This is a genomic window from Afipia sp. GAS231, from assembly GCF_900103365.1.
In the GTDB taxonomy this organism is placed as follows: domain Bacteria; phylum Pseudomonadota; class Alphaproteobacteria; order Rhizobiales; family Xanthobacteraceae; genus Bradyrhizobium.
Genome location: NZ_LT629703.1, coordinates 4,123,830 through 4,148,588, shown reverse-complemented (window position 1 = coordinate 4,148,588; position 24,759 = coordinate 4,123,830). Strand labels below are relative to the sequence as shown.

The 24,759-nt window shown below is 62.8% G+C and carries 19 protein-coding genes; 6 read left to right on the top strand and 13 right to left on the bottom strand.

Annotated elements, in window-relative coordinates:
• Position 1: 1 nt before the first annotated feature.
• The 8 genes from BLS26_RS19510 to BLS26_RS19475 form a co-directional block, all read right to left on the bottom strand.
• A complete protein-coding gene (locus tag BLS26_RS19510) occupies positions 2-1,618 on the bottom strand; it encodes an acyl-CoA carboxylase subunit beta (RefSeq protein WP_092513782.1) in 1,617 nt (538 codons plus the stop codon).
• A gap of 16 nt (positions 1,619-1,634) precedes the next feature.
• Positions 1,635-3,236 carry an AMP-binding protein gene (locus BLS26_RS19505; RefSeq protein ID WP_092513780.1) on the bottom strand — a complete coding sequence of 534 codons (1,602 nt, stop codon included), beginning with the start codon at positions 3,234-3,236 and terminating at the stop codon, positions 1,635-1,637.
• 150 nt (positions 3,237-3,386) lie between these two features.
• Positions 3,387-4,253 carry a 3-keto-5-aminohexanoate cleavage protein gene (locus tag BLS26_RS19500; protein WP_092513778.1) on the bottom strand — a complete coding sequence of 289 codons (867 nt, stop codon included), beginning with the start codon at positions 4,251-4,253 and terminating at the stop codon, positions 3,387-3,389.
• A gap of 54 nt (positions 4,254-4,307) precedes the next feature.
• A complete protein-coding gene (locus tag BLS26_RS19495) occupies positions 4,308-5,150 on the bottom strand; it encodes a helix-turn-helix domain-containing protein (protein ID WP_092513776.1) in 843 nt (280 codons plus the stop codon).
• 198 nt (positions 5,151-5,348) lie between these two features.
• Positions 5,349-6,005, bottom strand: coding sequence for a glutathione S-transferase family protein (locus BLS26_RS19490; RefSeq protein ID WP_092513774.1), 657 nt, complete (start codon positions 6,003-6,005; stop codon positions 5,349-5,351).
• A 69-nt stretch (positions 6,006-6,074) separates the two neighbouring features.
• Positions 6,075-7,286 carry an acyl-CoA dehydrogenase family protein gene (locus BLS26_RS19485; RefSeq protein WP_092513772.1) on the bottom strand — a complete coding sequence of 404 codons (1,212 nt, stop codon included), beginning with the start codon at positions 7,284-7,286 and terminating at the stop codon, positions 6,075-6,077.
• Between the two features lie 9 nt (positions 7,287-7,295).
• Entirely contained in the window at positions 7,296-8,453 is a 1,158-nt protein-coding gene (locus tag BLS26_RS19480) for an acyl-CoA dehydrogenase family protein (protein ID WP_092513770.1), read from the bottom strand.
• Positions 8,454-8,589: 136 nt separating this feature from the next.
• Complete coding sequence (locus tag BLS26_RS19475) at positions 8,590-9,744, bottom strand: acyl-CoA dehydrogenase family protein (RefSeq protein ID WP_172804636.1); 1,155 nt, start codon at positions 9,742-9,744, stop codon at positions 8,590-8,592.
• Positions 9,745-9,930: 186 nt separating this feature from the next.
• Between BLS26_RS19475 and BLS26_RS19470 the strand changes: the two genes are divergently transcribed.
• Positions 9,931-11,148, top strand: coding sequence for an ABC transporter substrate-binding protein (locus BLS26_RS19470; protein ID WP_092513768.1), 1,218 nt, complete (start codon positions 9,931-9,933; stop codon positions 11,146-11,148).
• Between the two features lie 113 nt (positions 11,149-11,261).
• Here BLS26_RS19470 and BLS26_RS19465 read toward each other — a convergent pair whose 3' ends face one another.
• Entirely contained in the window at positions 11,262-12,794 is a 1,533-nt protein-coding gene (locus BLS26_RS19465) for a patatin-like phospholipase family protein (RefSeq protein ID WP_157676501.1), read from the bottom strand.
• A 209-nt stretch (positions 12,795-13,003) separates the two neighbouring features.
• Here BLS26_RS19465 and BLS26_RS19460 point away from each other — a divergent pair, with 209 nt between their 5' ends.
• Positions 13,004-14,032, top strand: coding sequence for an alpha/beta fold hydrolase (locus BLS26_RS19460; RefSeq protein ID WP_092513766.1), 1,029 nt, complete (start codon positions 13,004-13,006; stop codon positions 14,030-14,032).
• An 89-nt stretch (positions 14,033-14,121) separates the two neighbouring features.
• On the opposite strand, the gene BLS26_RS19455 is transcribed toward BLS26_RS19460, so the two are convergent.
• Complete coding sequence (locus tag BLS26_RS19455) at positions 14,122-15,147, bottom strand: ATP-grasp domain-containing protein (protein ID WP_172804635.1); 1,026 nt, start codon at positions 15,145-15,147, stop codon at positions 14,122-14,124.
• The gene (locus BLS26_RS19450) at positions 15,144-16,064 is read right to left on the bottom strand and encodes a putative zinc-binding metallopeptidase (RefSeq protein WP_244541628.1); all 921 of its coding nucleotides are present in this window, start codon (positions 16,062-16,064) and stop codon (positions 15,144-15,146) included. The genes BLS26_RS19455 and BLS26_RS19450 overlap by 4 nt, the downstream gene beginning before the upstream one ends.
• A 1,211-nt stretch (positions 16,065-17,275) precedes the next feature.
• Between BLS26_RS19450 and BLS26_RS19445 the strand changes: the two genes are divergently transcribed.
• The gene (locus BLS26_RS19445) at positions 17,276-18,829 is read left to right on the top strand and encodes a long-chain fatty acid--CoA ligase (protein WP_092513760.1); all 1,554 of its coding nucleotides are present in this window, start codon (positions 17,276-17,278) and stop codon (positions 18,827-18,829) included.
• A 72-nt stretch (positions 18,830-18,901) separates the two neighbouring features.
• The gene (locus BLS26_RS19440; protein WP_092513758.1) at positions 18,902-20,125 is read left to right on the top strand and encodes an ABC transporter substrate-binding protein; all 1,224 of its coding nucleotides are present in this window, start codon (positions 18,902-18,904) and stop codon (positions 20,123-20,125) included.
• 217 nt (positions 20,126-20,342) lie between these two features.
• Here BLS26_RS19440 and BLS26_RS19435 read toward each other — a convergent pair whose 3' ends face one another.
• Positions 20,343-20,549, bottom strand: coding sequence for a cold-shock protein (locus BLS26_RS19435; protein ID WP_092513756.1), 207 nt, complete (start codon positions 20,547-20,549; stop codon positions 20,343-20,345).
• A gap of 177 nt (positions 20,550-20,726) precedes the next feature.
• A complete protein-coding gene (locus tag BLS26_RS19430) occupies positions 20,727-21,491 on the bottom strand; it encodes a helix-turn-helix transcriptional regulator (RefSeq protein ID WP_092513754.1) in 765 nt (254 codons plus the stop codon).
• A 187-nt stretch (positions 21,492-21,678) separates the two neighbouring features.
• On the opposite strand from BLS26_RS19430, the gene BLS26_RS19425 reads away from it, so the two are divergent.
• Positions 21,679-23,949, top strand: a complete 2,271-nt coding sequence (locus BLS26_RS19425; protein ID WP_092513752.1) for a marine proteobacterial sortase target protein — start codon at positions 21,679-21,681, stop codon at positions 23,947-23,949.
• A gap of 142 nt (positions 23,950-24,091) precedes the next feature.
• Positions 24,092-24,658 carry a class GN sortase gene (locus BLS26_RS19420; RefSeq protein ID WP_092513750.1) on the top strand — a complete coding sequence of 189 codons (567 nt, stop codon included), beginning with the start codon at positions 24,092-24,094 and terminating at the stop codon, positions 24,656-24,658.
• Positions 24,659-24,759: the final 101 nt, after the last annotated feature.

Below are 24,759 nucleotides of genomic sequence, written 5' to 3'. Positions count from 1 at the left end.
CTCATGGCCGGGCGACCGAGAATTGCATGCGCTGGGGGATGCGCGCCTCGGCCTCGCGGCAGATCGCCAGCACCTCGGACAGCACGCTGCGGGTATCGCGCGGGTCGATCACGCCATCGTCGAGCACGCGCGCGCTGGTCGAGAATACGTCCATCTGGCCGTCGAACACGCCGATGATCTGCGCCTTCATCGCATCGAGCTTTTCCTTCTCGACCGGCTTGCCGCGCCGCGCGGCGGCCGCCTCGGTCACGATCGCCATGGTTTCGGCGGCCTGCTCGCCGCCCATGACCGCTGTTTTGGCATTGGGCCAGGAGAAGCAGAAGCGCGGATGGAAGCCGCGCCCGCACATGCCGTAATTGCCGGCGCCGAACGACGCGCCGCAGTAAATCGTGATCTGCGGCACCGTGGCCGACGTCACGGCCTGGATCATCTTGGAGCCGTGCTTGATCATGCCGGCTTCCTCATAGGCCTTGCCCACCATGTAGCCGGTGGTGTTGTTGAGATAGAGCAGCGGCGTGCGCGACTGGCAGCAGGCCTGGATGAAATGCGTGGCCTTGTTGGCGCCGGGCACATCGAGCGGGCCGTTGTTGGTGATGATCCCGATCGCCTGCCCCTCGATGCGGGCGTGACCGCACACGGTCGCAGGACCGTAATTGGCGCCGAACTCGGTGAAGTCGGAATCGTCGATGATCCGCGCAATCACCTGGCGCATGTCGACCGGACGCTTGTGGTCCATCGCCATGATGCCGAGCAACTCTTCCTGCTCGTAACGCGGCGGGCGCCACGACGTCTCGGCCGGCTTCGACCGGTCCCATTCCAGATTGGTCATGATATCGCGCGCGATCCGCAGCGCGTCGCGGTCGTCCTCGGCGAGATAATCGCCGAGCCCGGAGATCGAGGTGTGCATCTCGGCGCCGCCGAGTTCCTCCTCGGTCGCGATCTCGCCGGTAGCAGCTTTCAAGAGAGGCGGCCCGGCCAGGAACGCACGGGTACGGCCGCGCACCATCACGATGTAATCGGACAGCCCGGTCTGGTAGGCGCCGCCCGCGGTCGAGGAGCCGTGCGTTACCGTCACCACGGGCAGACCGGCCGCCGACAGCCGCGCCAAATTTCGAAAAATGTTGCCGCCGCGAATAAAATCCTCGACGCGGTAGCGCAGCAGGTTGGCGCCGGCGCTTTCGACCAGCTGCACATAAGGCAGCTTGTTCTCCAGCGCCAGTTCCTGCACCCGGAGCGTCTTGTCGAGCCCGTAAGGCTGCAGCGCGCCGGCATCGATGCCGGAATCGTTGGCGCTGACCATGCAGCGGATGCCGGCAACAAAGCCGATGCCGGCGATCAGCCCGCCGCCGGGCACGCTCTTGTCCGCATCCGGCACATCGAACATGTAACCGGCGAGCGTCGACAGTTCGATAAAGGGCGTGCCGGGATCGAGCACCAGCGCCACCCGCTCGCGCGGCAGCAACTGCCCGCGCTTGTGGAAGCGATCCTTGGCGCCGGCGGAGGCAGCGCGCGTCCGCTCCTCCAGCATCCGCATCCGCGCGATCAGCGCCAGCATGCCGTCGCGGTTGGCCTTGTAGGCGGCGCCGCCGGTGGCGACGGTGGATTCGAGGATGGCCATGTTTACTCCGTCATCCTCACGCGCTCTTCCCGGTAAAATGTTCGCTGTACGTCTGACGCAATTCGACCTTGCGCAATTTCCCGGTCGCGGTCATCGGCATTTCGTCGAGGATACGAATGAATTTCGGCACCTGGAAGCCGCCGAGGTGTTTGCGGCAATGCTCGGCGATCGCGGCTTCGTCGGCTTGGGCACCCGGCTTCAGCTTGACGAACGCCGACACCGCCTCGCCCCATTGCGGGTGCGGCAGGCCGACGACGGCAGCGTTCTGCACCGCCGGATGCGCCAGCAGCGTCTCCTCGATCTTGACCGAAGCGACGTTCTCGCCGCCGGACTTGATCATGTCCTTCTTGCGGTCGAGGAACAGCACCTCGCCGTGCTCATCGATCAGCGCGAGATCGCCGGTGTGATGCCAGCCGAACTTGCGCGCCTCTTCGGTCGCCTTCGGATCCTTGTAATAGCCCAGCATCACATTCGGGCCGCGATGCACGAGCTCGCCGGCCTCGCCGCGCGGCAACAGGTTGCCGTTGTCGTCCATAACAGCCGTTTCATTCACGATCAGCGATTCGCCCCAGTAATTGCCGAAGCGTTCGAGCTGGCGGTCCGGCTGCGACATCGTGGTGGCCGGATACATTTCGGTCTGGCCTGACGAGAGCACGAAGTTCGGGCACATGTCTGCTATCGCGCGTTCCAGCAGCGGCCGGCCCATCGGCGCCATGGTGTAGATGCAGGTCTTGAGGCCCGACAGGTCGAACTCCCTGCGGCGCGGATGATCGAGGATCGCCTGGTACATCAGCGAGAGGCCGACAAACACGGTGAGCTTGTCGCGGACGATGGCTTCCATGCAGACGATGGGATCGAAGCCGCGCATCAGCGCCATGCGGCCGCCGACCGACAGATAGCTCAACAGCAGCACATGACCGGCGCAATGGAACAATGGAAACTGCCCGGTGATCCCGTCGTCGCGGCCGAGCTTCATCTCGATGCAATTGCTCATCACGGCCATCACAACGGCGAGATGGCAATGCATCGCGCCCTTGGGCCGCGACGTTGTGCCCGACGTGTAGATGATCATCGCCAGATCGCGCTCGTCGAAATCGATCTCGGGCTCGACGTCGGGCCGGTCTTTGATCAGGTCGGCGAAATTCTCCAGCCCTGACGCTGCGACCTTACCGGCGAGGTCGATCGCGATCATCTGCATGCCGCGCTTCTCCAGCGCGGCGCGGCGGTCAGGCTGCGCATGCAGCATGTCGTCGATGACAGCGAAGCGAACTTCGGCATGGTCGAGGATATAATCCATGTCCGCCGGGCCGAGCATGGTGTTGATGGGGACCCAGACCAGTCCGGCGCGATGAATGCCGAACAGCGCTTTGACGAATTCGACCGAGTTGTTGCAGATCGTCGAAATCTTGTCGCCCGGCTTCAGCCCGCGGCTAACCAGATAGTTGGCAAAACGGTTGGCGTCGCGCTCGATCTCGGTAAACGTCACGCGGCGCGCGCCATCGGTCAGCGCCACCCGATCCGGAAACCGCGCCGCCGCCCGCTTCAAGAGATCACCGATCGCGACGCGGCCGATCCGGCCCGGCCCGGGCACGCCGCCGGTTGCGGTGAGGTTGGTCATCTGTTCCACTCCCCGTGAACGTAATCCAAGACGCTCACCCCACCCTCCGTCATTGCGAGGAGCGAAGCGACGTGGCAATCCAGTCTTTCTTTTCGCGGCAAGATGGATTGCTTCGCTTCGCTCGCAATGACGGCTGAGTGTGTCCCGACGCTAATGCCTGGTCCCGAAAATCTGCCGCGCTTCGGCGGGGCTCGCGATCTCGCGGCCGGCACGCCGGGCACAGGCGGCGATAGCTTCGATCAACTGCCCGTTCGAGGTCACCTTCTTGCCGTCGGCGAGATAGAACGTGTCCTCAAGCCCGGTGCGCAGGTGTCCGCCCAAATCAGCGCAGCGCTGGTGCAGCGGCCAGATTTCGCCGCGGCCGATCGCGGTGACTTGCCAATGTGCGTCCGGCTCTTTCAGCTTCAGCAGGATCGGCAGCAGTTCCGGATCGGCCGGCATGCCGGAGGCCACGCCCATCACGAAATTGTACTCCAGCGGGCCCGCATACATCCCGGTCTGCCGGTACATGTTGACGCAACGCACGATGCCGACGTCGAAGCATTCGAATTCCGGAATCGTCCCGGCCGTTTTCATGACGTCGAGATAGTCCTGCACTTTCTCGACCGCGTTATCGAACATCATCGGCGGCCAGGCCCAGGTGTTGTCGGACTTGACCTTGAGATAGTTCAGCGAGCCGGCGTTGCAGGCCGCGATCTCGGGCTTGGTCTCGCGCACGCAGTCGAGCGCGCCCTGGTAATGCGGCCCCGAGGTGCCGGTAGTGTGGTTGATGATCACGCCTGGGCAGGCCTCGCGGATCGCCTGCTGGATTTCCTTGGAGACGCTGACTTCCCAGGACGGCAGGTGGCCCTCGTTCGGCTCCTGCTGGCGCAGATGCATATGCATGATGCTGGCACCGGCGTTAAACGCAGCCTTGGCCTCGCGCGCCATCTGCTCCGGCGTCACAGGCACGTTGTGCTGTTTCGGATCGGTCAGCACGCCGTTCAGCGAGCAGGTAATGACGGCCTTGTCGCCCATGGATCAGCCCTTTGATTCCCGGAAGCTATTGCTCTCGCGATCATGCGGCCGGGATCAACTGGCTTCTTGCGTCCATGCGCTATTGTCGGCCTCGATGCGACCGCTGGTATAGATCGCGAGGTCGCGCGAGCCGGAAAAGATCGCGCGCGGCTTCAGCCCGTAGAAGCGGCGGATCGAATGGCTGAAATGCGTCGAGTCGGGATAGCCGATATCCTGCGCGAGATGCGCGAGGTTGATGTCCTGGTTGGCGAAGTGCAGCAGATGCCGCGCACGCTTCCAGGCGCGGAACGAACGGAACGAGATTCCGGTCTCTTCCTTGAACAGATGCAGGAAGCGCGACGGCGACAGCGCCGCCTCCGTGGCGCAGCTTGCCGCCGTCACCGGTTCGCCGCAGAACTTTCCGATCTGCACGATCGAGCGTATCACCCGCGGATCGAGCGCACGCGGTGCCAGGACTTCGCCAAGACACAGCAGATCGAATTCGGCGTTCGAAATATCGTTGCCACCCTCCTCATTACCTTGGCGCTCGCGCAATTCGACATAGGCGTCACGAATCCGGTTGGCGAAGTTTGCGCTTTCGGGGCCCGAGAGGCGCTTGACGAGATCCTCGAACACGCCTGGCGGAACGCTTTCCGGCTCGATCACGAGGCTGAGCACCGAGCGGTAGTCGCTGGCGATGGTGTGCATGATATTCGGCAGCACGGCGGCGAGCTCGCAGAGGGTCTCGCGGCCATCGGCGGTGAGGCACAGCCCGCCCTCGATCGCGACATAGACATTGAGCGCGCCGGAGCAGCGCGCCCGCGGGCGGCCGAGCAGGCCGGCGTAAAACACGCGCTCCGGGGTGATCAGCATCAGGTGGCCGGATTTGTGGCCGCTCTCGTGACCGATGTCGTTCATGGCAGTTCCTCCTCGCGCGGCTCTAAGGCCGCTGCGACAGGAGGCAACCATAGCGCAAAATGGGGGTCTGTCACCGACGAACAAAAGGGTCATTCCGGGGCGCCCGAAGGACGAACCTCAGGGGTGCAATTGCACCCCGGGGAATCTCGAGATTCCGGGTTCGATGCTTCGCATCGCCCCGGAATGACGGCGCTCTAACTAGGGCCGCACCCTCGCCTTCACGCCCTGTTCCACCCCGGCCTTCTGTTCCGCCGCCACCGCGCGCTGGTAACCGTCGCGCTGCTGCAACCGCTCCCAATAGGCCCTGACATTCGGCCCAAAGTCCTTGTCGAGGCCAATATTGCCGGCCAACCGCAAGGCATAGCCGTTGGCGATATCGGCGGCGGTGAACCGGCCGGCGCAGAGGAACTCCGAATTGGCCGTGGCGGCTTCGACCGCCCGCAGCCGGCCGAGGAACCACTTGGCATAATCGCCGGAGACCTGCGGGTTCCGGCGCTCTTCCGGCTCGAGCTGACTGTATCTCAGCACCAGCGTTTGCGGAAAGGTCAGCGTGGCGTCGCTGAAATACATCCAGTTCAGGAACGCGCCGTAGGCCGGCTCGTCGACCCCGACCACCAGCGGCGTCGGCCCGTGCCTTGTGCCGAGGTAATGACAGATGCCGGAGGACTCCGTCATTTTGGTTTCGCCGTCGACCATGAAGGGAATGGTGCCGAGCGGGTTGATCGCCATGTATTCCTTGGCAAACACCCGCGGCGGGAACGGCAGCATCTTGAGCTCGTAGGGCAGCCCCTGCTCTTCCAGCATCCAGAGCGGACGAAACGAGCGTGCGCCGTCGCAGTGATAGAGCGTGATCATCGAGCGTTTCCCCTGATTTTGTTCAAGCGAGTTTAAGGCAAGCATGGCCTGGGCGCCATGGAGCGCGTGTCAGCCGTTGCTGTGCTTTTTCAATTCGAGCCGCGCAATCTGATTGCGATGGACTTCATCCGGGCCGTCGGCGAGACGAAGCAGGCGCGCCGTCGCATAAGCCGCGGCGAGTCCGAAATCGTTGCCGGTGCCGGCGCCGCCATGGGCCTGGATCGCCCAGTCGATCACCTGGCAGGCCATGTTCGGCACCGCGACCTTGATCATCGCGATTTCAGCCCTCGCCGTTCGGTTGCCGACGGTATCCATCATGTGCGCCGCATGCAGCGTCAGCAGCCGCGACTGCTCGATCATGATGCGCGATTCCGCGATTCTTTCCTGCGTCACGGTCTGCTCCGAAACCGCCTTGCCGAAAGCGACGCGGCTTCTGGTGCGTACGCACATCTTCTCCAGCGTCCGCTCGGCGAGGCCAATCAGCCGCATGCAGTGATGAATGCGGCCGGGGCCGAGACGCCCCTGCGCGATCTCGAAGCCGCGGCCCTCGCCGAGCAGCATGTTGGTCGCGGGAACGCGGACATTGTCGAAAACGACTTCGGAGGCGCGATCCGGTACGCCGTAGAATCCGAACACCGGGATCGGCCGCAGCACTTTGACGCCTGGCGTATCCATCGCCACCAGGATCATCGACTGCTGGCGATGGCGATCCGGATTGTTGGGATCGGTCTTGCCCATGAAGATGCAGATCTTGCAGCGCGGGTCGGTGGCGTTGGTGGTGTACCACTTGCGGCCGTTGATGACGTAGTCGTCGCCGTCGCGGACGATCGAGCTCTCGATGTTGGTGGCGTCGCTGGAAGCGACCGCCGGTTCGGTCATGGCGAAACATGATCGGATTTCGCCTGCCAGCAGCGGCTTGAGCCATTTTTCCTGATGCTCTCGCGTGCCGTAGCGCGCCAGCACTTCCATGTTCCCGGTGTCGGGCGCCGAGCAGTTGAACACCTCGGGCGCCAGATGCGTCCTGCCCATCACTTCGCACAGCGGCGCGTATTCGAGATTAGTGAGCCCCGCGCCATGTTCGCTTTCAGGCAGGAACAGATTCCACAGGCCGGCTTCGCGCGCCTTCGGCTTCAGTTCCTCGACGACCGGATAGACCTTCCACGGGCCGAGATCCTCGGCCTCCTTATAGAACCGCTCCTCGTTCGGATAGACGTATCGGTCCATGAACGCTTCGAGGCGGTGCTTCAGCTCGCTGACTTTCTCACTCTGCGCATAGAACATGATCCGCCCCTACTTCTTGGCGCCCGGCAGCGTGCCCATCATCTTGCACAGCACCGTCAGCATCACCTCGTCGGCGCCGCCGCCGATCGAGGTCAGGCGGCTGTCGCGATAGGCCCGGCTCACCGGCGTCTCGTTCATGAATCCCATGCCGCCCCAGAACTGCAGGCAGGCATCGGTGAGTTCGCGGCCCAGACGGCCCGCTTTGAGTTTCGCCATGGTTGCGAGCCGCGTGACGTCCTCGCCCGCGACCAATGCTTCGGCGGCGCGATAGATCAGCGCGCGCAACAATTCGACCTCGGTCTGCATTTCCGCGAGCTTGAAATGGACGGTCTGGTTGTCGAGGATCGATTGGCCGAACGCCTTCCGGTTGCGGGTGTACTCAATGGTCTCATTGATAATGAACTCATGCGCCTTGAGGCAGGCCGCCGCGCCCCACAGCCGCTCCTCCTGGAACTGCACCATCTGGTAGGTAAAGCCCTTGCCCTCCTCGCCGATGCGGTTGCGTTTCGGCACCCGGACATTGTCGAAATAGATTTGCGCGGTGTCGGAGGAGCGCATGCCCAGCTTGTCGAGCTTGCGCGCGATCTGCACCCCCTTGCTCTTCATCGGCACGCAGATCAGCGACTTGTTGCGATGGACCTGGTCGTCGCTGGTGTTGGCGAGCAGGCAGATCCAGTCGGCCTGGGTGCCGTTGGTGATCCACATCTTGCCGCCATTGATGACGTAATCGTCGCCGTCGGAGCGGGCATGGGTCTTGATCGAAGCGACATCGGAGCCGGCGCCGGGCTCGGAGACGCCGATACAGGCGACCATGTCGCCGGCGATGGCGGGCGCCAGAAACTCGCGGCGCACGTCGTCGGAGCCGAACCGCGCCAGCGCGGGAGTAGCCATATCGGTCTGCACCCCGATCGCCATCGGCACGCCGCCGCAGGTGATGGCGCCGAGCTCTTCCGCCATCATCAGCGCGTAGCTGTAGTCGAGCCCCTGGCCGCCGAACTCGACGGGTTTGTTCAGCCCGAGAAAGCCGAGATCGCCGAGCTTCTTGAACAGCGCATGCGCCGGAAAAATATCGGCCTTCTCCCACTCGTCGACGAACGGATTGATCTCCGCGGCGATGAATTTTTGCAGAATACGACGCGGTTCGTCGTGGTCGGCGGTGAAGAGCATTTTTGTGATCCAGAGCCTTATTAGTTAGCCCGCCGTCATGGCCGGGCTTGTCCCGGCCATCCACGTCTTTGGCCGCCAGTAGAAAGAAAGACGTGGATGCCCGGGTCAAGCCCGGGCATGACGGAGAGAGAGAACGTCACAACCCCATCTGCCGGCTCGCCAGATCCTTCATGATCTCCTCGGTGCCGCCGCCGATGGCGTTGACCTTGACCTCGCGGTAGATGCGCTCGACCTTGATGCCGCGCATGAAGCCGGCGCCGCCGAAGATCTGCACCGCCTCGGAGGCGCAGAACGCCATGGTCTGGGTCGCCTGGTTCTTCATCATGCAGATCTCGGCGACCGGGCTCTCGCCCTGCCCGAGCCGCCACGCCAGCATTTCCAGCATCGCCTGCGACGCTGCCACCTTCTGCGCCATGTCGACCAGCTTGTGACGGATCACCTGATGCTGCGAAATCGGTTTTCCAAACGTCTTGCGCTCTTTGGCGTAGGCGATCGCGTCCTCGACGCAGACCCGCGCATAGGCGGTGCAGCTCGCCGCCATGCCCATGCGCTCGCTGTTGAAATTATGCATGATGATCTTGAAGCCTTGGCCTTCCTCGCCGATCAGGTTCTCGACCGGCACCCGGCATTCGTCAAAATGCAATGTCGCGGTGTCCGACGCCCACCAGCCCATCTTCTTGAGCTTGGTGCGCGACAGCCCCGGCGTATTGCCCTCGATCAGGAGCATGCTGACCCCGCCGGGGCCCTCGCCGCCGGTGCGCACGGCCACCGTCAGATAATCGGCGCGCATGCCCGACGTAATAAAAGTTTTCTCGCCGCTGACGACGTAATGGTCGCCGTCGCGCCGCGCCTTGGTACGCAGGTTGGCGACGTCGGAGCCGCCGCTCGGCTCGGTGATCGCCAGCGCCGAGATTTTCCTGCCCGCCAACACATCCGGCAGCACCCGCGCCTTCACCTCCGGCCGGGCCGCGCGCGCGATCGGCGGTGAGCCGATGGTGTGGCTCATCAAGCTCGAACTGACGCCGCCGGCGCCAGCGCGTGCCAGCTCCTGCGAGGCCACGATCTTCATGAACTGGTCGGCGGGTACGCCGCCGAACTCTTCCGGGAAGCCGAGTCCCAACAGCCCGATCTCGGACGCCTTGACATAGAGCTCGCGCGGAAACTCGCCGGCCTCGTCCCATTCATGGGCATAGGGCTCGATCTCGCGCGCGACAAAGCGGCGCATCACGTCGCGAAACGCCTCGTGCTCCGGCGTGTAAAATGGGTTTTGCACCCGCGTGCGTTCCAGCATAGCGTCCTCCCGAGCATGATCCGAGGTCATGCTCCAGCATGAAGGCAACGTTGCCCTGATTTGGCCCGCGCAAACTTGCGTCCAGCGGCTGGACAGCAACTCAACGCAAGACCGGCGGCGTGGGCGGGCCCTAGCCTTTGGTAAAAAGCAGATAGCACATACGGCCATTGGCCGGGAGGATGAAGCATGATCCGATCGAGGCTATCAGCCCCGGCAGCCCTTTTGTCAGTCGTGCTGTCGCTGTCCGCCTGGACGGCGGCCTCCGCCCAACAGCCGGGAATCACCGACACCGAAATCAAGTTCGGCAACATCATGCCGTATAGCGGCCCGGCCTCGGCGCTCAGCGTCACCGGAAAAGTATTCGCCGCTTATTTCGACATGATCAACGAAAAGGGCGGCGTCAACGGGCGCAAGCTCAACATGATCTCGCTCGACGACGGTTTTTCGCCGCCGAAGACGGTCGAGGCCACCCGGCGGCTGGTCGAGAACGACAACGTCGCTTTCATGTTCGGCACCATGGGCACCGCGCCGAGCTCGGCGACCGCCAAATATCTCAACGGCGCCAAGGTGCCGCATCTGTTCCTGATCTCATCCGCCTCGAAGTGGAACGAGCCGGCGACGCAGCCCTGGCTGATGGCGCTGCCCTGGGCGCCCAACTATGTCGAGGAAGCCGGCATCGAGGTGCGCTACGCGCGCGCGAAAAATCCCAAGGCGCGGTTTGCGATTCTTTACCAGAACGACGATGCCGGAAAGGATTATCTGCGCGGCGTCAAGGAAGCGCTGGGCACTGAGGCCGACAAGGCGATCGCGATGGCGTCGAGCTTCGAGGTCGCCGATCCCACGGTGGATTCGCAGATCCTCACCCTCGCCAACACCAAGGCCGATGTGTTCCTGATCTACAGCGTGACGCCGCGCGCCTGTGCGCAGGCGATCCGCAAGGCCTATGAAACCGGCTGGCGGCCGATGCGTTTCATTGCCTCGGGCTGCGCCAACAAGGACACCGTGATGGTGCCGGCCGGGCTGGAAGCGTCGCACGGCATCATGTCGGTGGTGTCGCTGAAACCTTACGTGCCTGATTCCAAGGACCCTGGGCTGATCGCCTATGGCGACTTCATGAAGGCGCGGCTGCCCAACGTCGACCCCGCCAACTTCGCCGCCGGCTACGGCTACATGGTCGCGCAGGCGCTGGTCGTGGTGCTGGAGCAGTGCAAGAACGACCTCAGCCGTACCAACATTATGGCGCAGGCCGCCAACTTGAAGAACGTGCCGCTGTCGATGCTGCTGCCCGGTATTACGCTGAACACCTCGCCGACCGACTACCGCCCGATCAAGGACGGCTACATGGTCGAGTTTCGCGACAGCCAGCTCGCCGTGATCAGCGAACTGCTGCGCGGCGGCTCGTGACCGCGAGAATGTAGCGCAGCAAAAGCAACATAATCCGACTTCACACTCCGCTCGTCATGCCCGGGCTGCTCCCGGGCATCCAGGTCGGTGGTCCGTCGTCCGATTTTCGTTGGTTATGCGGCTTCACCCGCCACCCGGCCTGCGAGCCGGACGATCGTATCGCGATAACCCAGGCGCATCATTGCGCGGGCTCGCTCTGCCGCAAAATCCATCGTGCCAACCAGTATGTTCCCAAGCGGGCGCGATGGCGTCAGCACCAGAAGCTCAGGAAGTGTCGCCGGCGGCGGCCGGCCAAGACGCTCGAGCACCCGGCTCAGGTCTGTGCGAATCCTTGCTTCGTCCCCTCGGTTATTCAGTGGCATCACGATGATCGTGCGATGACCGGGCAGATCGACCAGCGCGGCAAGCGGCTCGTTGTCAGCGATGCCGCCGTCCACGTATGTGACGCCATCGAACTGACGCGCTGGAAAAATTTCGGGCAAGCCGGCGCTCTGGAGGATGAGTTCTCGCATCCGGCCCGGAGGCTCGGTGCAAACGTTGAAGTGGTTCGGCACGTATTCCATCGTCCAGGATGTCGTCGGCAGCGACGCACCATCGACCAAACCGCCGAAGTCCCTATCCAGCGTCGGTATGATGCCCGACCGCTCCGAGACTGCCGGGCCACCGGTTGCCGTGCCGTGGGCAAGCAGCCGAGGGGCCACGGTGCGCTGTACTTCGCGCAGCGCGCCGAGCGTCACGAATACCGGCGTCGGGTGTGCCTTCAGCTGCTCGGGATTTACGCATTCGCTTATCAGCTCGGCGAGCCGGGTGTTGGACGCCAGAACGAGGCGGGTGGCGAGCAAGTCGAGAGCCGTCGCGAGCCAGGACGCATAGTTCACGACGCACAGCGCCAAAAACGGTGCGCCGATCACGGCCACTGCGACCTCGAACAGCGGCAAGGCGAGATACCACCAACCCGCTAGTCCGGAGAACGCGATCAGCACCAATGTGAACTGCGCGATCCAATCGTTCGAGCGCGGCTGTTTCAGGAGCGAAAAATACCAGCGAAGCACAGCTGCAATCGCTCGCAGCGGCTCGACGGCGCGCCATGCTTGCTGCCACTCGTGGGTGGCACGATAGAGACTGACCGGTATGGCCCGTGCCGGGAACTTGAACTTGCCCAGATACGGCACGATCAGCACAACGCGGATCGCAACCGCGACGAGCAAGGACCACCAACGCATTTGCAACACGCGGCCGAAGCTCATGTTGTTCCAGATTCGCTCGGCGCGGTCGAATTCGTCCTGCGCCACAAGCACGGCATTCAGTGCACCGACCGATGTGCCGGCAATGGCGCCGAAACGAACGATGCCGCTGTCGCGCAGCGCCTTCCAGCAACCGACCTGGTAGGCACCTTTCGCGCCGCCGCCACCCAACACGAGGCCGACCGGGCCGCTCGCGGCGATCGCCCGCCCTGCCGCCGCTGCCTGGGCTCGTTCAGCGTTGGTGGGTGGCGCAACCTCGAGGGCACGCAGGCTGCGCCGGCGGACGAGGCAGCCAGCGGGGACGAGACCTATGGTCAAGGCCACCCATGCCCACCACGGCGGGCAGTAAGCGACGATCGGCGCAGCAAGGCGCCGCATCAGCCCGCCGATGGCCGCGAGCAATTCGGCACCGGTTGGCCCATTGGAAGACGTTGGATCCCAGGGGAGGCCTGCCACTGGAGAAAAACCTCTGGTGTCCGCGCACGGCTTTAGGCACGTCGTTCAGCATGGCGCGGCCCATCACACGCATCAAGGGATTTTGACTATCGGCACAGTCCGCTTGCAGATAGTCAGCAAGGGAAAGAATTCACCCCAACTATCGGCGGGAAACCATGAAACTCTGGACACGGACGATCCTCGCCGGCGCAGCGCTTTCTGCGGCTGTCTTCGCCGGGCCGCTGGCCGCCCAACAGCCGACCGACGCGGCACCGGCCTACGGCCCGGAACTGGAAGGCTTCGACTATCCCTATCCGGTTCAGCGCTTTGCTTTCACCTCGCAGCGGCAGTCGCTGCAGATGGCCTATCTCGACGTCAGGCCGGAGCGCCCAAACGGGCAGACGGCGGTGCTGCTGCACGGAAAGAATTTCTGCGCCGCCACCTGGGAGCCGACCATCAAGGATCTGGTCGCGGCCGGCTATCGTGTGATCGCGCCGGACCAGATCGGCTTCTGCAAATCGAGCAAGCCTGCCGCCTACCAGTTCACCTTCAAGCAGCTTGCCGGCAACACCCACGAACTGCTGGCGAGCCTCGGCATCGACAAGGCCGTGGTGATCGGTCATTCCACCGGCGGCATGCTGGCGGCGCATTATTCGCTGATCTACCCAAAAGACGTCAGCCACCTTGTCCTCGTCAATCCCGTCGGGCTCGAGGACTGGTCCGCGAAGGGCGTGCCGCCGATCTCGGTCGACCAATGGTACGCGCGCGAGCTGAAGACAAATGCGGACGGCATCCGCGCCTACGAGAAATCGACCTACTACGCCGGCAAGTGGGAAGATCGCTACGAACGCGCGGTGCAGATGCTCGCCGGCCTCAACAACGGCCCGGGCAAGGAAGCCGTCGCGTGGGACTCGGCGCTGATCTACGACATGATCATCACCCAGCCCGTGCTGTATCGTTTCCCGGAAATCTCCGTGCCGACCTTGCTGATGATCGGCCAGAAAGACACCACCGCGATCGCCAAGGACTTCGCGCCGCCGGAGCTCCGGCCGAAACTCGGAAATTATCCCGAACTGGGCAAGGCCGCTGCCAAGGCCATTGCCGGCGCCAGGCTCATCGAGTTTCCCGACTACGGCCACGCGCCGCAGATGACGGACCCCGAAGGTTTCAACAAGGCGCTGATCGCGGGGATTTCGAAGTCGTGAACGCCTAGCGAGTTGCGAGGGCTTCGAGCAGACCAAAACAGCCGGACACAGGTGAATCAGGCATGGAGCCCCTCTTCCGGATACCCGTCTCAGCCTATGGATGCCCCGGCGTTTGCCCGGCTTATTCCAAGCGCCAGAATGCGATGCAAGAGGCTAGGGTAATCCAGTCCGTCATGCTGGGCGGCTGTAGCGAACTCCTGGCTCCTCGCGATTTCGGGATTGGGGTTCGCTTCAATGAAATACAGGGTGCCGTCGGCAGAGAGGCGAAAGTCAACGCGCGCGTATCCATCAAGCCCTAGTGTTCGGTAGATGCGTTTCGCTGTTCGTTGAATGCGGGCTCGTACCTCCGGCGCAATGTTCGTGGCCGGCCCGTCTACAATTCCCACGCGCTCCTGATAACCGGTATCGTGTTTGACTTTCTCGGTGGCTATGGCCTGGCCGCCCATGGTTCCAAATTTCAATTCCCAAACTGGCAACACTCGCAACCGATTGTTGCCGAGCACGCCGACATAAAGCTCGCGTCCCTCGATATATTGCTCGGCGATCGCGGCGGTTCCGATCCGCTCGTGAACGAACGCCACGCGCGCCGCGAGCTTTTCGTCGGTATCGACGACGGATGCCTGCGAGATACCTCGGGATCCATCTTCGTTCAGGCTCTTGACGATCAACGGCAGTGCAAGACGCGCGGGGCGTTTGACCTTTCGGCGCATCGGGAATACGGCGAAGGCCGGCACCGCGACCCGGCGATGGTGCACCAATGTCTTGGACAGATCCTTGCCGCGCGCCAAGATCAGACCACGCGGGTTGCACCCGGTATACGGGATCTGCATCAGTTCGAGATAGCTTGCGACGTGCTGGTCGTACGTAGGCTCGTTATGAAATTGCTCCAGCAACGTGAATACCACGTGCGGCTTGAAATTTTCGATCTGCTCGCGCACCGGCTTGATTTCTTCCTGCGCACCGAGCGGGCGAACATCATGACCGGCTGCGCGCAAGGTGCTGACGACGTCGTATTCTGTTTTCCATTCGTTGATTTGCCGCGCAGTGTACCCGTCGGTAGAGTCCGGGGGCACGAAGTCCGGATGCATCAGCACCAGAACGCGCAGGCGTTTCATAGCGCGATCCATTTTCGCCGCGAAGGACCAAACAGCGCGTGCATGGTCTTGGCAGTCAACAGGACGGTGAAGTCGGTCACGAGCTTCCGCTCGGAGCCGACAGCGCGCAGATTCAGCTCCCGACAGCGGGAGATCATGTCGTCAAGCACAGCATCTAGCGTAAGTTGGTTCTCGCCCGTCCACCGAGCAACCAGCCGCCTCAAATGCGCGCGGTGCCGCCGGATAAATGCAGAAGCCGGTTGCCCCCGGCGATTCAGCGGATCGACGGAAAAGATCCTGGAGAGGTCGCGATCGTAAGTCTTCGGTGCCCGGAAAGCGTAGAACTCCTGCTTCTTCTTATAGTGGTCGCCAAGTGTCTGGCTGAGTTCACGCAGCGGATCAACACGCTCCCGCGTCATGATCAGAGGCCGCTTTCCGGCGATTTCCTCCATCAGTTCGTTAACATATTCGAGCTTCTTCAGCGCTGGCCAGCCGGCATAGCGCGTCCGCCAGTTCGAACGCGGCCGAAGCCACACCGCGAAGGTTTCAGCAAAATCCTCGTCCGGATGGCTCTGTGCGTACCAGAGCCGAAGATGCTGGACATATTGCCGGCTGGCCGGATTGGGCCGGTAATAGCGCGGGTAGTGTTTTGATGACCGACCGAACAACTGCTGCCAAAGCCGGCGGCGCTGCAGCTGATAGCCGTGCTGGATCGCATGGCCCGCCTCATGGCGGAGGATGGCCATGCATTCGGACCAGGTACCGCCCTCGACGTCGAGCATCATTTTCTTCTCGAGCTTCATCAGGCGGGGATGGGCAAGGTAGAATGGGATGGCAATGCCGGGAATGGCTGCAGGACTAAACCATTCGCTCGATATCCACGTATGTGGCCGAAGCCGGATGCCCCGCTCTTCGAGCTCTTCATAGAGAGTGCTCATACAATCTTCGAGCCAAGTACCTTCGACCGCAACCCTCAGACTACTGAGGCGTTGCTGAAGTAACTGGTCATCCGATAGCTTTTCCCAAGCATATTTCCGGCGCGGCATAGGCATCTAAAGTCACAACAACAGGGACTTTGATGGTGTCATAGGATGTTGCTGACAACAACCGCCGATTCTCAGCGGCGCGCCGTTGTTCAGTCAGCGGCCCGCGTCGGACAGAGGGTCAAGACCGGCCCTGCGGAGTTCGAACCGCCGCTTCTGTTGTACCCGAGACCGGACATCGCTAGCCGGACCGACCGTGTCGGTTCGTGCCAAGCTGATCTGAAGGGGACGTCCACTTGTGGCGCAAGCGCACTCTGGCGCGCCGCCAGTCTGGAAGAGGATTCCAATTTCTGATTTTCCGAAATTCTTCTTGACCGCGACCCGGAATCAGCCGTACACATCCGCCGTCCCGTTCCACTCGGAGGGCGTTTCGCGATCGTCACAACGCGGGATGGGATTGCGATGGACGCGACGTCACAAAGACGAGTGTGGCTGTTGCGTACGGCGAAGTCGTGTGGGCCTGGCGCCCCGATGCAGGTGTCAAGTTCGCAAGCGGCTAACGCTTCTTGCGGGCGATGGTGTCACAAAAAGCAGGGTCACCAGGGCGAACTCGTATAAGCCGTAAAGCCATTGCGCAGGGAAGGCCGGAGGCTTCCGCCAAACCTGTATGCTCATGTGCAGCCTATACTAGCGCATATCGCACATGAGACCGCGGGTGCGGCGCGCACCCGGTCTTCCCTGCGCCCTCTGATTGGGAGGGTGAGGTTTTCTAGCAAAGCTTCGGGCAGGTCATGCCGCGAGAACGATTTCCGCTGTCATCGCCCGCGAAGGCGGGCGATCCAGTATTCCAGAGGCGCCAGTGATTGGAACGATAAGGCGCGGCGTACTGGATCCCGCGCATGCGCGGGGGATGACGAGAGTGGAGCGTTTCGCGCTCTCCTTCGTCATTGCGAGGAGCGAAGCGACGCGGCAATCCATCGGGCCGCAAAAAGAAAGACTGGATTGCTTCGCTCCGCTCGCAATGACGGAAGCTGCCGCCACTCCGCGTCCTTCCGCGACCACTCAACGCAAGACAGGTTTCAAATTCGGCCGCTCCATCCGGCAGGTTGGGATAGGATCAGCCAAGGCTCGGGCGGCGTCAGACCGCTGAAATCAGGGAGGAAATCTTGTCCGTTCGCTACTACGACTGGATCGCCCATTTCGGCCGCCGCACGCCGGACAAGATCGCTGTCGTCGACCTCGCGAGCGGGCGCCGTATTTCCTATGCGGAGTTCGACCGCCGCATCGCGCGGCTTGCTTCTCACCTGCGCGACCAACTCGGCGTCAAACGCGGTGACCGGGTCGCGGTGCTGGCGCTGAATTCGACCGATACGCTGGAGGTGCAGTTCGCCTGTTTCCGGATCGGCGCCGTGTTCCTGCCGCTGAACAACCGGCTCACCGTTCCGGAATTGCAATTCATCGTCGGCGATGCCTCGCCCACGGTGATGATCCACGATAGCGATCTTGCGGAGACGGCACTCACCGTCGCCAAGCTCTGCAACGTCGCCTCCGCGCTGCACTACGGCCCCGGCGGCTCCTATGAAGCCGGGATCGCAACGGCAACGCCGCTCGATGCGCCCGAGGTCGTCACGCTCGATGACATCTCGACCATCATGTACACCTCGGGCACGACAGGCCAGCCCAAGGGCGCGATCATCACCCACGGCATGACGTTCTGGAATTGCGTCAACCTCGGCGGCCCCGCCTACATCTCGCCGTCGACGGTGCTGCTCACCGTGCTGCCGCTGTTCCACACCGGTGGACTGAATTGCTACACCAATCCGGTGCTGCATGCCGGCGGCACCGTGCTGATCATGCGCACGTTCGATCCAGGCCTGGCGCTGCAACTGATCAGCGATGTGTCAGTCGGCATCAATCAGTTCTTCGGCGTCCCCGCGATCTACCAGTTCATGGCACAGCATCCGGCGTTCGCGACCGCTGACTTCTCCAGGCTCGTGATCGGCGGCGTCGGCGGCGCGCCGATGCCGGTGCCGCTGCTGAAGGTGTGGGAAGCGCGCGGCGTCGCGCTCCAACAAGGTTATGGCATGACCGAGACCAGCCCGGCGGTGCTGACGCTCGACAGGGAGGACGCTGTGCGCAAGGCCGGCTCGTCGGGCAAGCCGGTGATGCACACCGAAGTACGGATCGTTCGCCCCGACGGATCGGACGCCGGTGTCGACGAACTCGGCGAACTCTGGGTCCGCGGCCCCAACGTCACGCCCGGCTACTGGAACCGGCCCGACGCCAACGCGTCTTCGTTCACCGACGGCTGGCTGCACACCGGCGACGCCACGCGGGTCGACGCGGAGGGCTTCTACACCATCGTCGACCGCTGGAAGGACATGTACATTTCGGGCGGCGAGAACGTCTATCCGGCCGAGGTCGAAAGCGTGCTGCATCAAATTGCGGCAGTTGCCGAAGCCGCCGTCATCGGCATCCCGAACGAGCAGTGGGGCGAGGTCGGCATGGCGATCGTGGCGGTGAGGCCCGGCCATACCCTTGCCGCCGAGGAGATTCATGCGCATTGTGCCGCCAATCTGGCGCGGTTCAAATGCCCGCGCCTGATCGAGTTTGTCGATGCCCTGCCGCGCAACGCGACCGGGAAGATCCACAAGCCGACGCTGCGAAGTAAATTCGGCGTGTCCAAAGCCACCGATACGGCGAAGGCGATCGCCTCGTAACTGCCAATTAAATGAGTACCGCCGCGTTTTCGTTAATGCCTCTCAACACAAGAAACCAGGGAAGAAAACTTTATGAAGAACAAGAAACTTTCTTTGCTCACCGCAGCAGCCGTGCTGTCGCTGCTGTCAACGCAGGGCGCACTGGCGCAGAAGAAATACGACACCGGCGCCTCCGACACCGAAATCAAGATCGGCAATGTCGAGGCCTATAGCGGCCCGGCTTCCGCCTACGGCGTCATCGGCAAGACCGAGGAAGCCTATTTCAAGATGATCAACGATCAGGGCGGCATCAACGGCCGCAAGATCAACTGGATCTCCTATGACGACGGCTACAGCCCGCCAAAGACGGTGGAGCAGATCCGAAAATTGATCGAGAGCGACGAAGTGTTCCTGGTGTTCAACGCGCTGGGTACGCCGACCCAGACCGCGGTCCAGAAATATCACAATTCCAAGAAGGTCCCGCAGCTGTTCCTCGCCACCGGCGCCAGCAAGTGGAACGACCCGAAGGACTTTCCCTGGACCATGGGCTTCCAGCCGAGCTACCGCGTCGAGGCGCGGATCTTCGCGAAGTACATCCTGAAGAACAAGCCCGACGGCAAGGTCGCTGTGTTCTATGCCAATGACGATTTCGGCAAGGACTATGTCGCGGGATTGAAGGACGTGTTCGGCGACAAGGCTTCCAGCATCATCGTCGCCGAGGAAAGCTACGAGACCACCGAGCCCTCGATCGACTCCCACATCGTCAAGCTGAAAGGCACCGGCGCCGACGTCTTCGTCAACATCGCCACACCGAAGTTCGCCGCACAGGCGATCAAGAAGATGGCGGAGCTGGAATGGAAGCCGATGCACCTGATGACCGACGTGTCGATCTCGATCGGCGCGGTCATGAAGCCCGCCGGGCTTGAAGCTTCCGAAGGCGTACTGTCGGCCAGCTATCTGAAGGATGCGTCCGATCCGCAGTGGAAGGACGACGAGGGCATGAAGAAGTTCATGGCCTTCATCGACACGTACATGCCGGGCGCCAACATCTCCGATTCCAACCTGGTCTATGGCTACGCCGCGGCGCAGACCATGGTGCAGGTATTGAAGCAGTCGGGCGACAACCTGACCCGGGAGAACGTGATGAAGCAGGCCGCCAGCCTGAAGGATTTTGCACCGGATACGCTGATCCCCGGCATCAAGGTCAACACCTCGGCCACCGACTTCGCCCCGATCGAACAGCTCAAGATCATGCGGTTCAAGGGCGGCCAGTGGGATCTGTTCGGCGATATCATCAGCGCCGAGACGGGTGGCTAGAGCATGATCCGGAAAAGTGGGCACCGGTTCCGAAAAGATCATGCTCACACAAGTGTCGAAAAGCAAAAAGCCCGCCGGCATATCGCCAGCGGGCTTTTCTATTCAGAAGCCGATCGAAGGATCCCAGTACATCCGTGGGTCTCCGTTAGCGATCACCAAAGCGTTTCGCGTGAAAGCGGGTACCGTCTCACGCAAGAAATGCTTCGAAAACTTAAGACTAGACGCGGAGGTTTTCCGCGCTGGTCTTGCCGCGCTTGCTGTCGACCTTCGCTTCATATGAAAGCTTTTGGCCTTCATTGAGCGAGCTCAGACCAGCACGCTCAACGGCGCTGATGTGGACGAAAACGTCGGTTCCGCCATCGTCGGGCTGGATGAATCCGAAGCCCTTGGTTGCGTTGAACCACTTAACTGTTCCGGTAGCCATGTCACTATCTCCAAGATGCGCTAAGCGCTTTTGGCCCGCACGACCTCCGTGCGGGCTTATCCGACTTCAACGATGACTTGGGGAATGGAGCCGGTTTCGGCGCGGTCAACAAGGCAGAGCGGTAATTCGAATGGCGGTGATATAGCCTATTTCAGCGGAAAAGCAAGGCTCGAGGCACTAACCCGGCAAAAACATCGCAAACGGCTCGTCGAGCGTCCGCCGCAAATGGGTGCGATAGGCCGAATAATTGGCATTTTCGGGCGAAATCCGCCCAAATGCCGGGTTTTGGATCATCTTGACCGGCAAATACGCAATCGGGGCCGCGATCGGCGTCAGCAGCGAGCCGCGTCCCGCCAGCAATGTCGTGATGATCCCGAACATCTCGCCGGAGATCGGCAGCCGCGCCACCGTGATCAGGCGGTGCTGGCCGTGCCGGTTGGTAACGAGATAGATGTGGCCGGACTGGTTCGGCACCGCCACCTCGCCATACTGCGTGTAAGCCGCATCCTGCCGCTCGCTCTCGTGAAACACCAGACATGATGCGGCGGCGTCCCAGCTGATTTCGGTGAGGTAGGCGAAGATCGCGTCCTTGTCGCCGAACGACGGACGTATCGTGATGTAGGTTCCTTCGATCCAGGCCACCGCACGACGCGAATAGGCGCCGAGCCCATCCGCCGCGACGTCGCCGTTGACGGGGAGAGCCGGTGCCGGCGCCTCCGCCGTCGTGCGCAGGGAGACGCCGAGCGCCTGTTCGAGCCGAACCGTGGTCGCGAGCGTGAACGGACGGCGTCCGCCCAGCACTTTCTCGAGCGTCGACAGGCTCAGTTTCGCCAGCTCTGCCAGCGACTGCCGCGAGATGCGGCGGCGGGCGATCTCCTCACGAATGGTGTCGGCAATCTGCCGGCTTTGCTCGGCGGAAAGCTGCTTGTCCGGCGTCGGCATCGTCACCCCTGTTCGGTTGGCGCCAGTGTACCAGACGCACAATCCATCACAAACCCGCACAAACCGGCCGCGTCCGAGGCGCGCCGCGCTGGCCCACGGCTGAACAAGGCCGATCATTCCGCTCGCGCCAAAGCGCGGCATTCCGCACGTTTCCAAGCGGCGAAACCGCCATTTGGGAGCGAGTGACATGACGACATGCGATGAGATTGAAACCGACAGTCGCACCGGTCTGGCCGGACTGGTCAGGCTGGTGCTGTTCATGGTGATGCAGGGACTTGCCGTGATCCTGGTCGGATTCGCGGCATTATTTTTGAGCTTCGAGCCGGTGTGGTCCGCACCCCAGCCCGCCGCGTTCATCAAGCCTGGAGACGCCCGCTCCGGCTCGCTGCTGCTGAAGACCGACGAAGGTTACAACGATGCGGCGCGGCTCGGCATCGACGTCGATCTCACCGTATCGGGGCCGACGGTTCGCGCCCGCGTCACGCAGATCTTTCGCAACCCGACGCAAAACTGGGTCGAGGCGGTTTACGTCTATCCGCTGCCGTCGGGTGGCGCGGTCGATACGCTGAAGATGGTGATCGGCGACCGCGTCGTGGTCGGCGACATCAAGGAGCGGCAGCAGGCCAAGGCGATTTACGAACAGGCCAAGCAGAACGGCCAGAAGGCGGCGCTGACCGAACAGGAGCGGCCGAACATCTTCACCAACTCCGTCGCCAATATCGGCCCCGGCGAGACCGTGCTGGTGCAGATCGAATATCAGGAACCAGTCCAGCAATCCGGCAACGAATTCTCGCTGCGGGTGCCGATGGTGGTCGCTCCGCGCTACAATCCCGCACCCGTGGTGCAGAGCGTCGACTTCAAGGCCGACGGCGGCGGCTGGGGCGCGGTGAAATCCGATTCCGTTCCGGACCGCGACCGCATTTCACCTGAAGTGCTCGACCCCGCGACCAACGCGCCCGTCAACCCGACGACCATCACCGTTCACCTGCAGGCCGGCTTTCCGCTCGGCGAGGTCAAGAGCCATTTCCATCCAATCAAGACTGAAAAAGCCGACGCCAACACCAGCATCATCCGCCTCGCCGAAGGCCCGGTGCCGGCAGATCGCGATTTCGAACTGAGCTGGAAGCCCGCGGCCGAAAAAGCGCCGTCGGTCGGCCTGTTCCGCGAACATGTCGGCAACGCCGATTATCTGCTCGCCTTCGTCACGCCGCCCTCGGTCGATCAGGCCCAGCAAAAGCCGCTGCCGCGCGAGGTGATCTTCGTGATCGACAATTCCGGCTCGATGGGCGGCGTCTCGATCATCCAGGCCAAGGCCAGTTTGATCTACGCGCTCGGCCGCCTGCAGCCCGGCGACCGCTTCAACGTGATCCGCTTCGATCACACCATGGACGTGCTGTTCCCGGCGCCGGTGCCGGCCGACGCTGTTCATCTCGGCCAGGCCACCTCATTCGTCGGCGCGCTGCAGGCCAATGGCGGCACCGAGATGGTGCCTGCGATGCGCGCGGCGCTGTCCGACAATAGCGGTGACGCCAACTATGTCCGTCAGGTCGTGTTCCTGACCGACGGCGCCATCGGCAACGAGCAGCAACTGTTCGAAATCATCAGCGCGCTGCGCGGCCGCTCGCGTATCTTCATGGTCGGCATCGGTTCGGCGCCGAACACCTATCTGATGACGCGCGCTGCCGAACTCGGCCGCGGCACCTTCACCCATATCGGCTCGGTCGAGCAGGTCGAGGAGCGGATGCGCGGGCTGTTCGCCAAACTGGAAAATCCCGCGGTGACCAATCTCACCGCGAAATTTTCCGATAGCGCCGCCGACATCACACCGACAGCGATCCCCGACGTCTATCGCGACGAGCCGCTGGTGCTGGCGGCGAAGCTCGACAAGCTCGCGGGCTCGGTCGAGATCAAGGGCCGCATCGGCGACCGTCCCTGGGTCGTGACGCTGCCGCTGGCGAATGCCGCCGAAGGCAAGGGCCTGTCCAAGCTATGGGCCCGCCGCAAGATAGCGGATGCCGAAGTGGCACGCACCACGCAGCAGGTAAAACCCGAAGACGCCGACAAGGCCATCCTCGCGCTGGCATTGGAGCACCAACTGGTGACACGTCTGACCAGCCTGGTCGCGGTCGACAAGACCCCGAGCCGTCCGGAAGGCGAACCGCTCAGGGTATCGGAACTGCCGATCAACCTGCCTGCCGGCTGGGATTTCGCAAAAGTGTTCGGCGAACGCCCGCAGCTTCCGGCCGCGCCGACGGAGCGACGTGCCGACACGGGCGACGCCAAGGTTCAGGTCGCGACGCTGAAGCGCGCCCAGACTCCGGTCGTGCAATCCCCCGCCACCGTCATGCTGCCAAAGACGGCAACGGATGCGGAGCTGAAGCTGATCGCGGGCGCGATCCTCTTGATGCTCAGCCTGATGCTGTTCGTCTACAACCGGCGTCAACTGTTCATGCGCTGACGTCACGAGATGGAGGCGGCGCCCCAACCGCTTCCTGAAAAGCGCGCGCGGCCTGTCCGCCCCCCCCCCAAGGCCGCGCGCGTGAGATTCACCACCATCGTCATGGCAAGCGAAGCGAAGCAATGACGAAAGGGCCAACGACATGCCCCGCATCCTCCCTCTCCTCCTCGCCCTCGCCGGCCTCATCCTGTTCGGCCAAGGCGCCTATATCCACGCCAAGGCGCTGCTTGCCCAGGTCTTACTGGAGCGCGCCTTCGACACCACCATCGCCACCGGACATCCAACAAAGCCGTGGTCGTGGGCGGATACCTGGCCGGTGGCGCGGATCGAGGTGAAGCGAATTCATGCGCGCGCTATCGTGCTGTCCGGGAGCAGCGGCCAGGCACTCGCCTTCGGCCCCGGCCATGTCGAACTGACGCCGAACGCCGGCGAGCGCGGCGTCGCCGTCTATTCCGCGCACCGCGATACGCATTTCGCCTTCCTGAAGAACGTCGCCATCGGCGACGAGATCGATATCGTCAGAAATGACGGCCGGACGTTCCGCTATCGGGCAGATGCCACTTCCGTCGCGCGTTTTGACGCTTCCGGCATCGATCCTCTCGCAGGCGGGCATGAACTGGTGTTGTCAACGTGCTGGCCGTTCGACGCGTTGACGCCGGGCCCCGACCGCTATCTGCTGCATGCTACCATGATCGAACCCGGCTCCTGAATTCTCCGCAAGCCGAAATATCGTGCGCAGGGCGAATGGAGCTGCCCGTCCAACGCGTGTTGCCACGTCAGCCAAGTCTCAATAAAAAGGCATCAACAAAT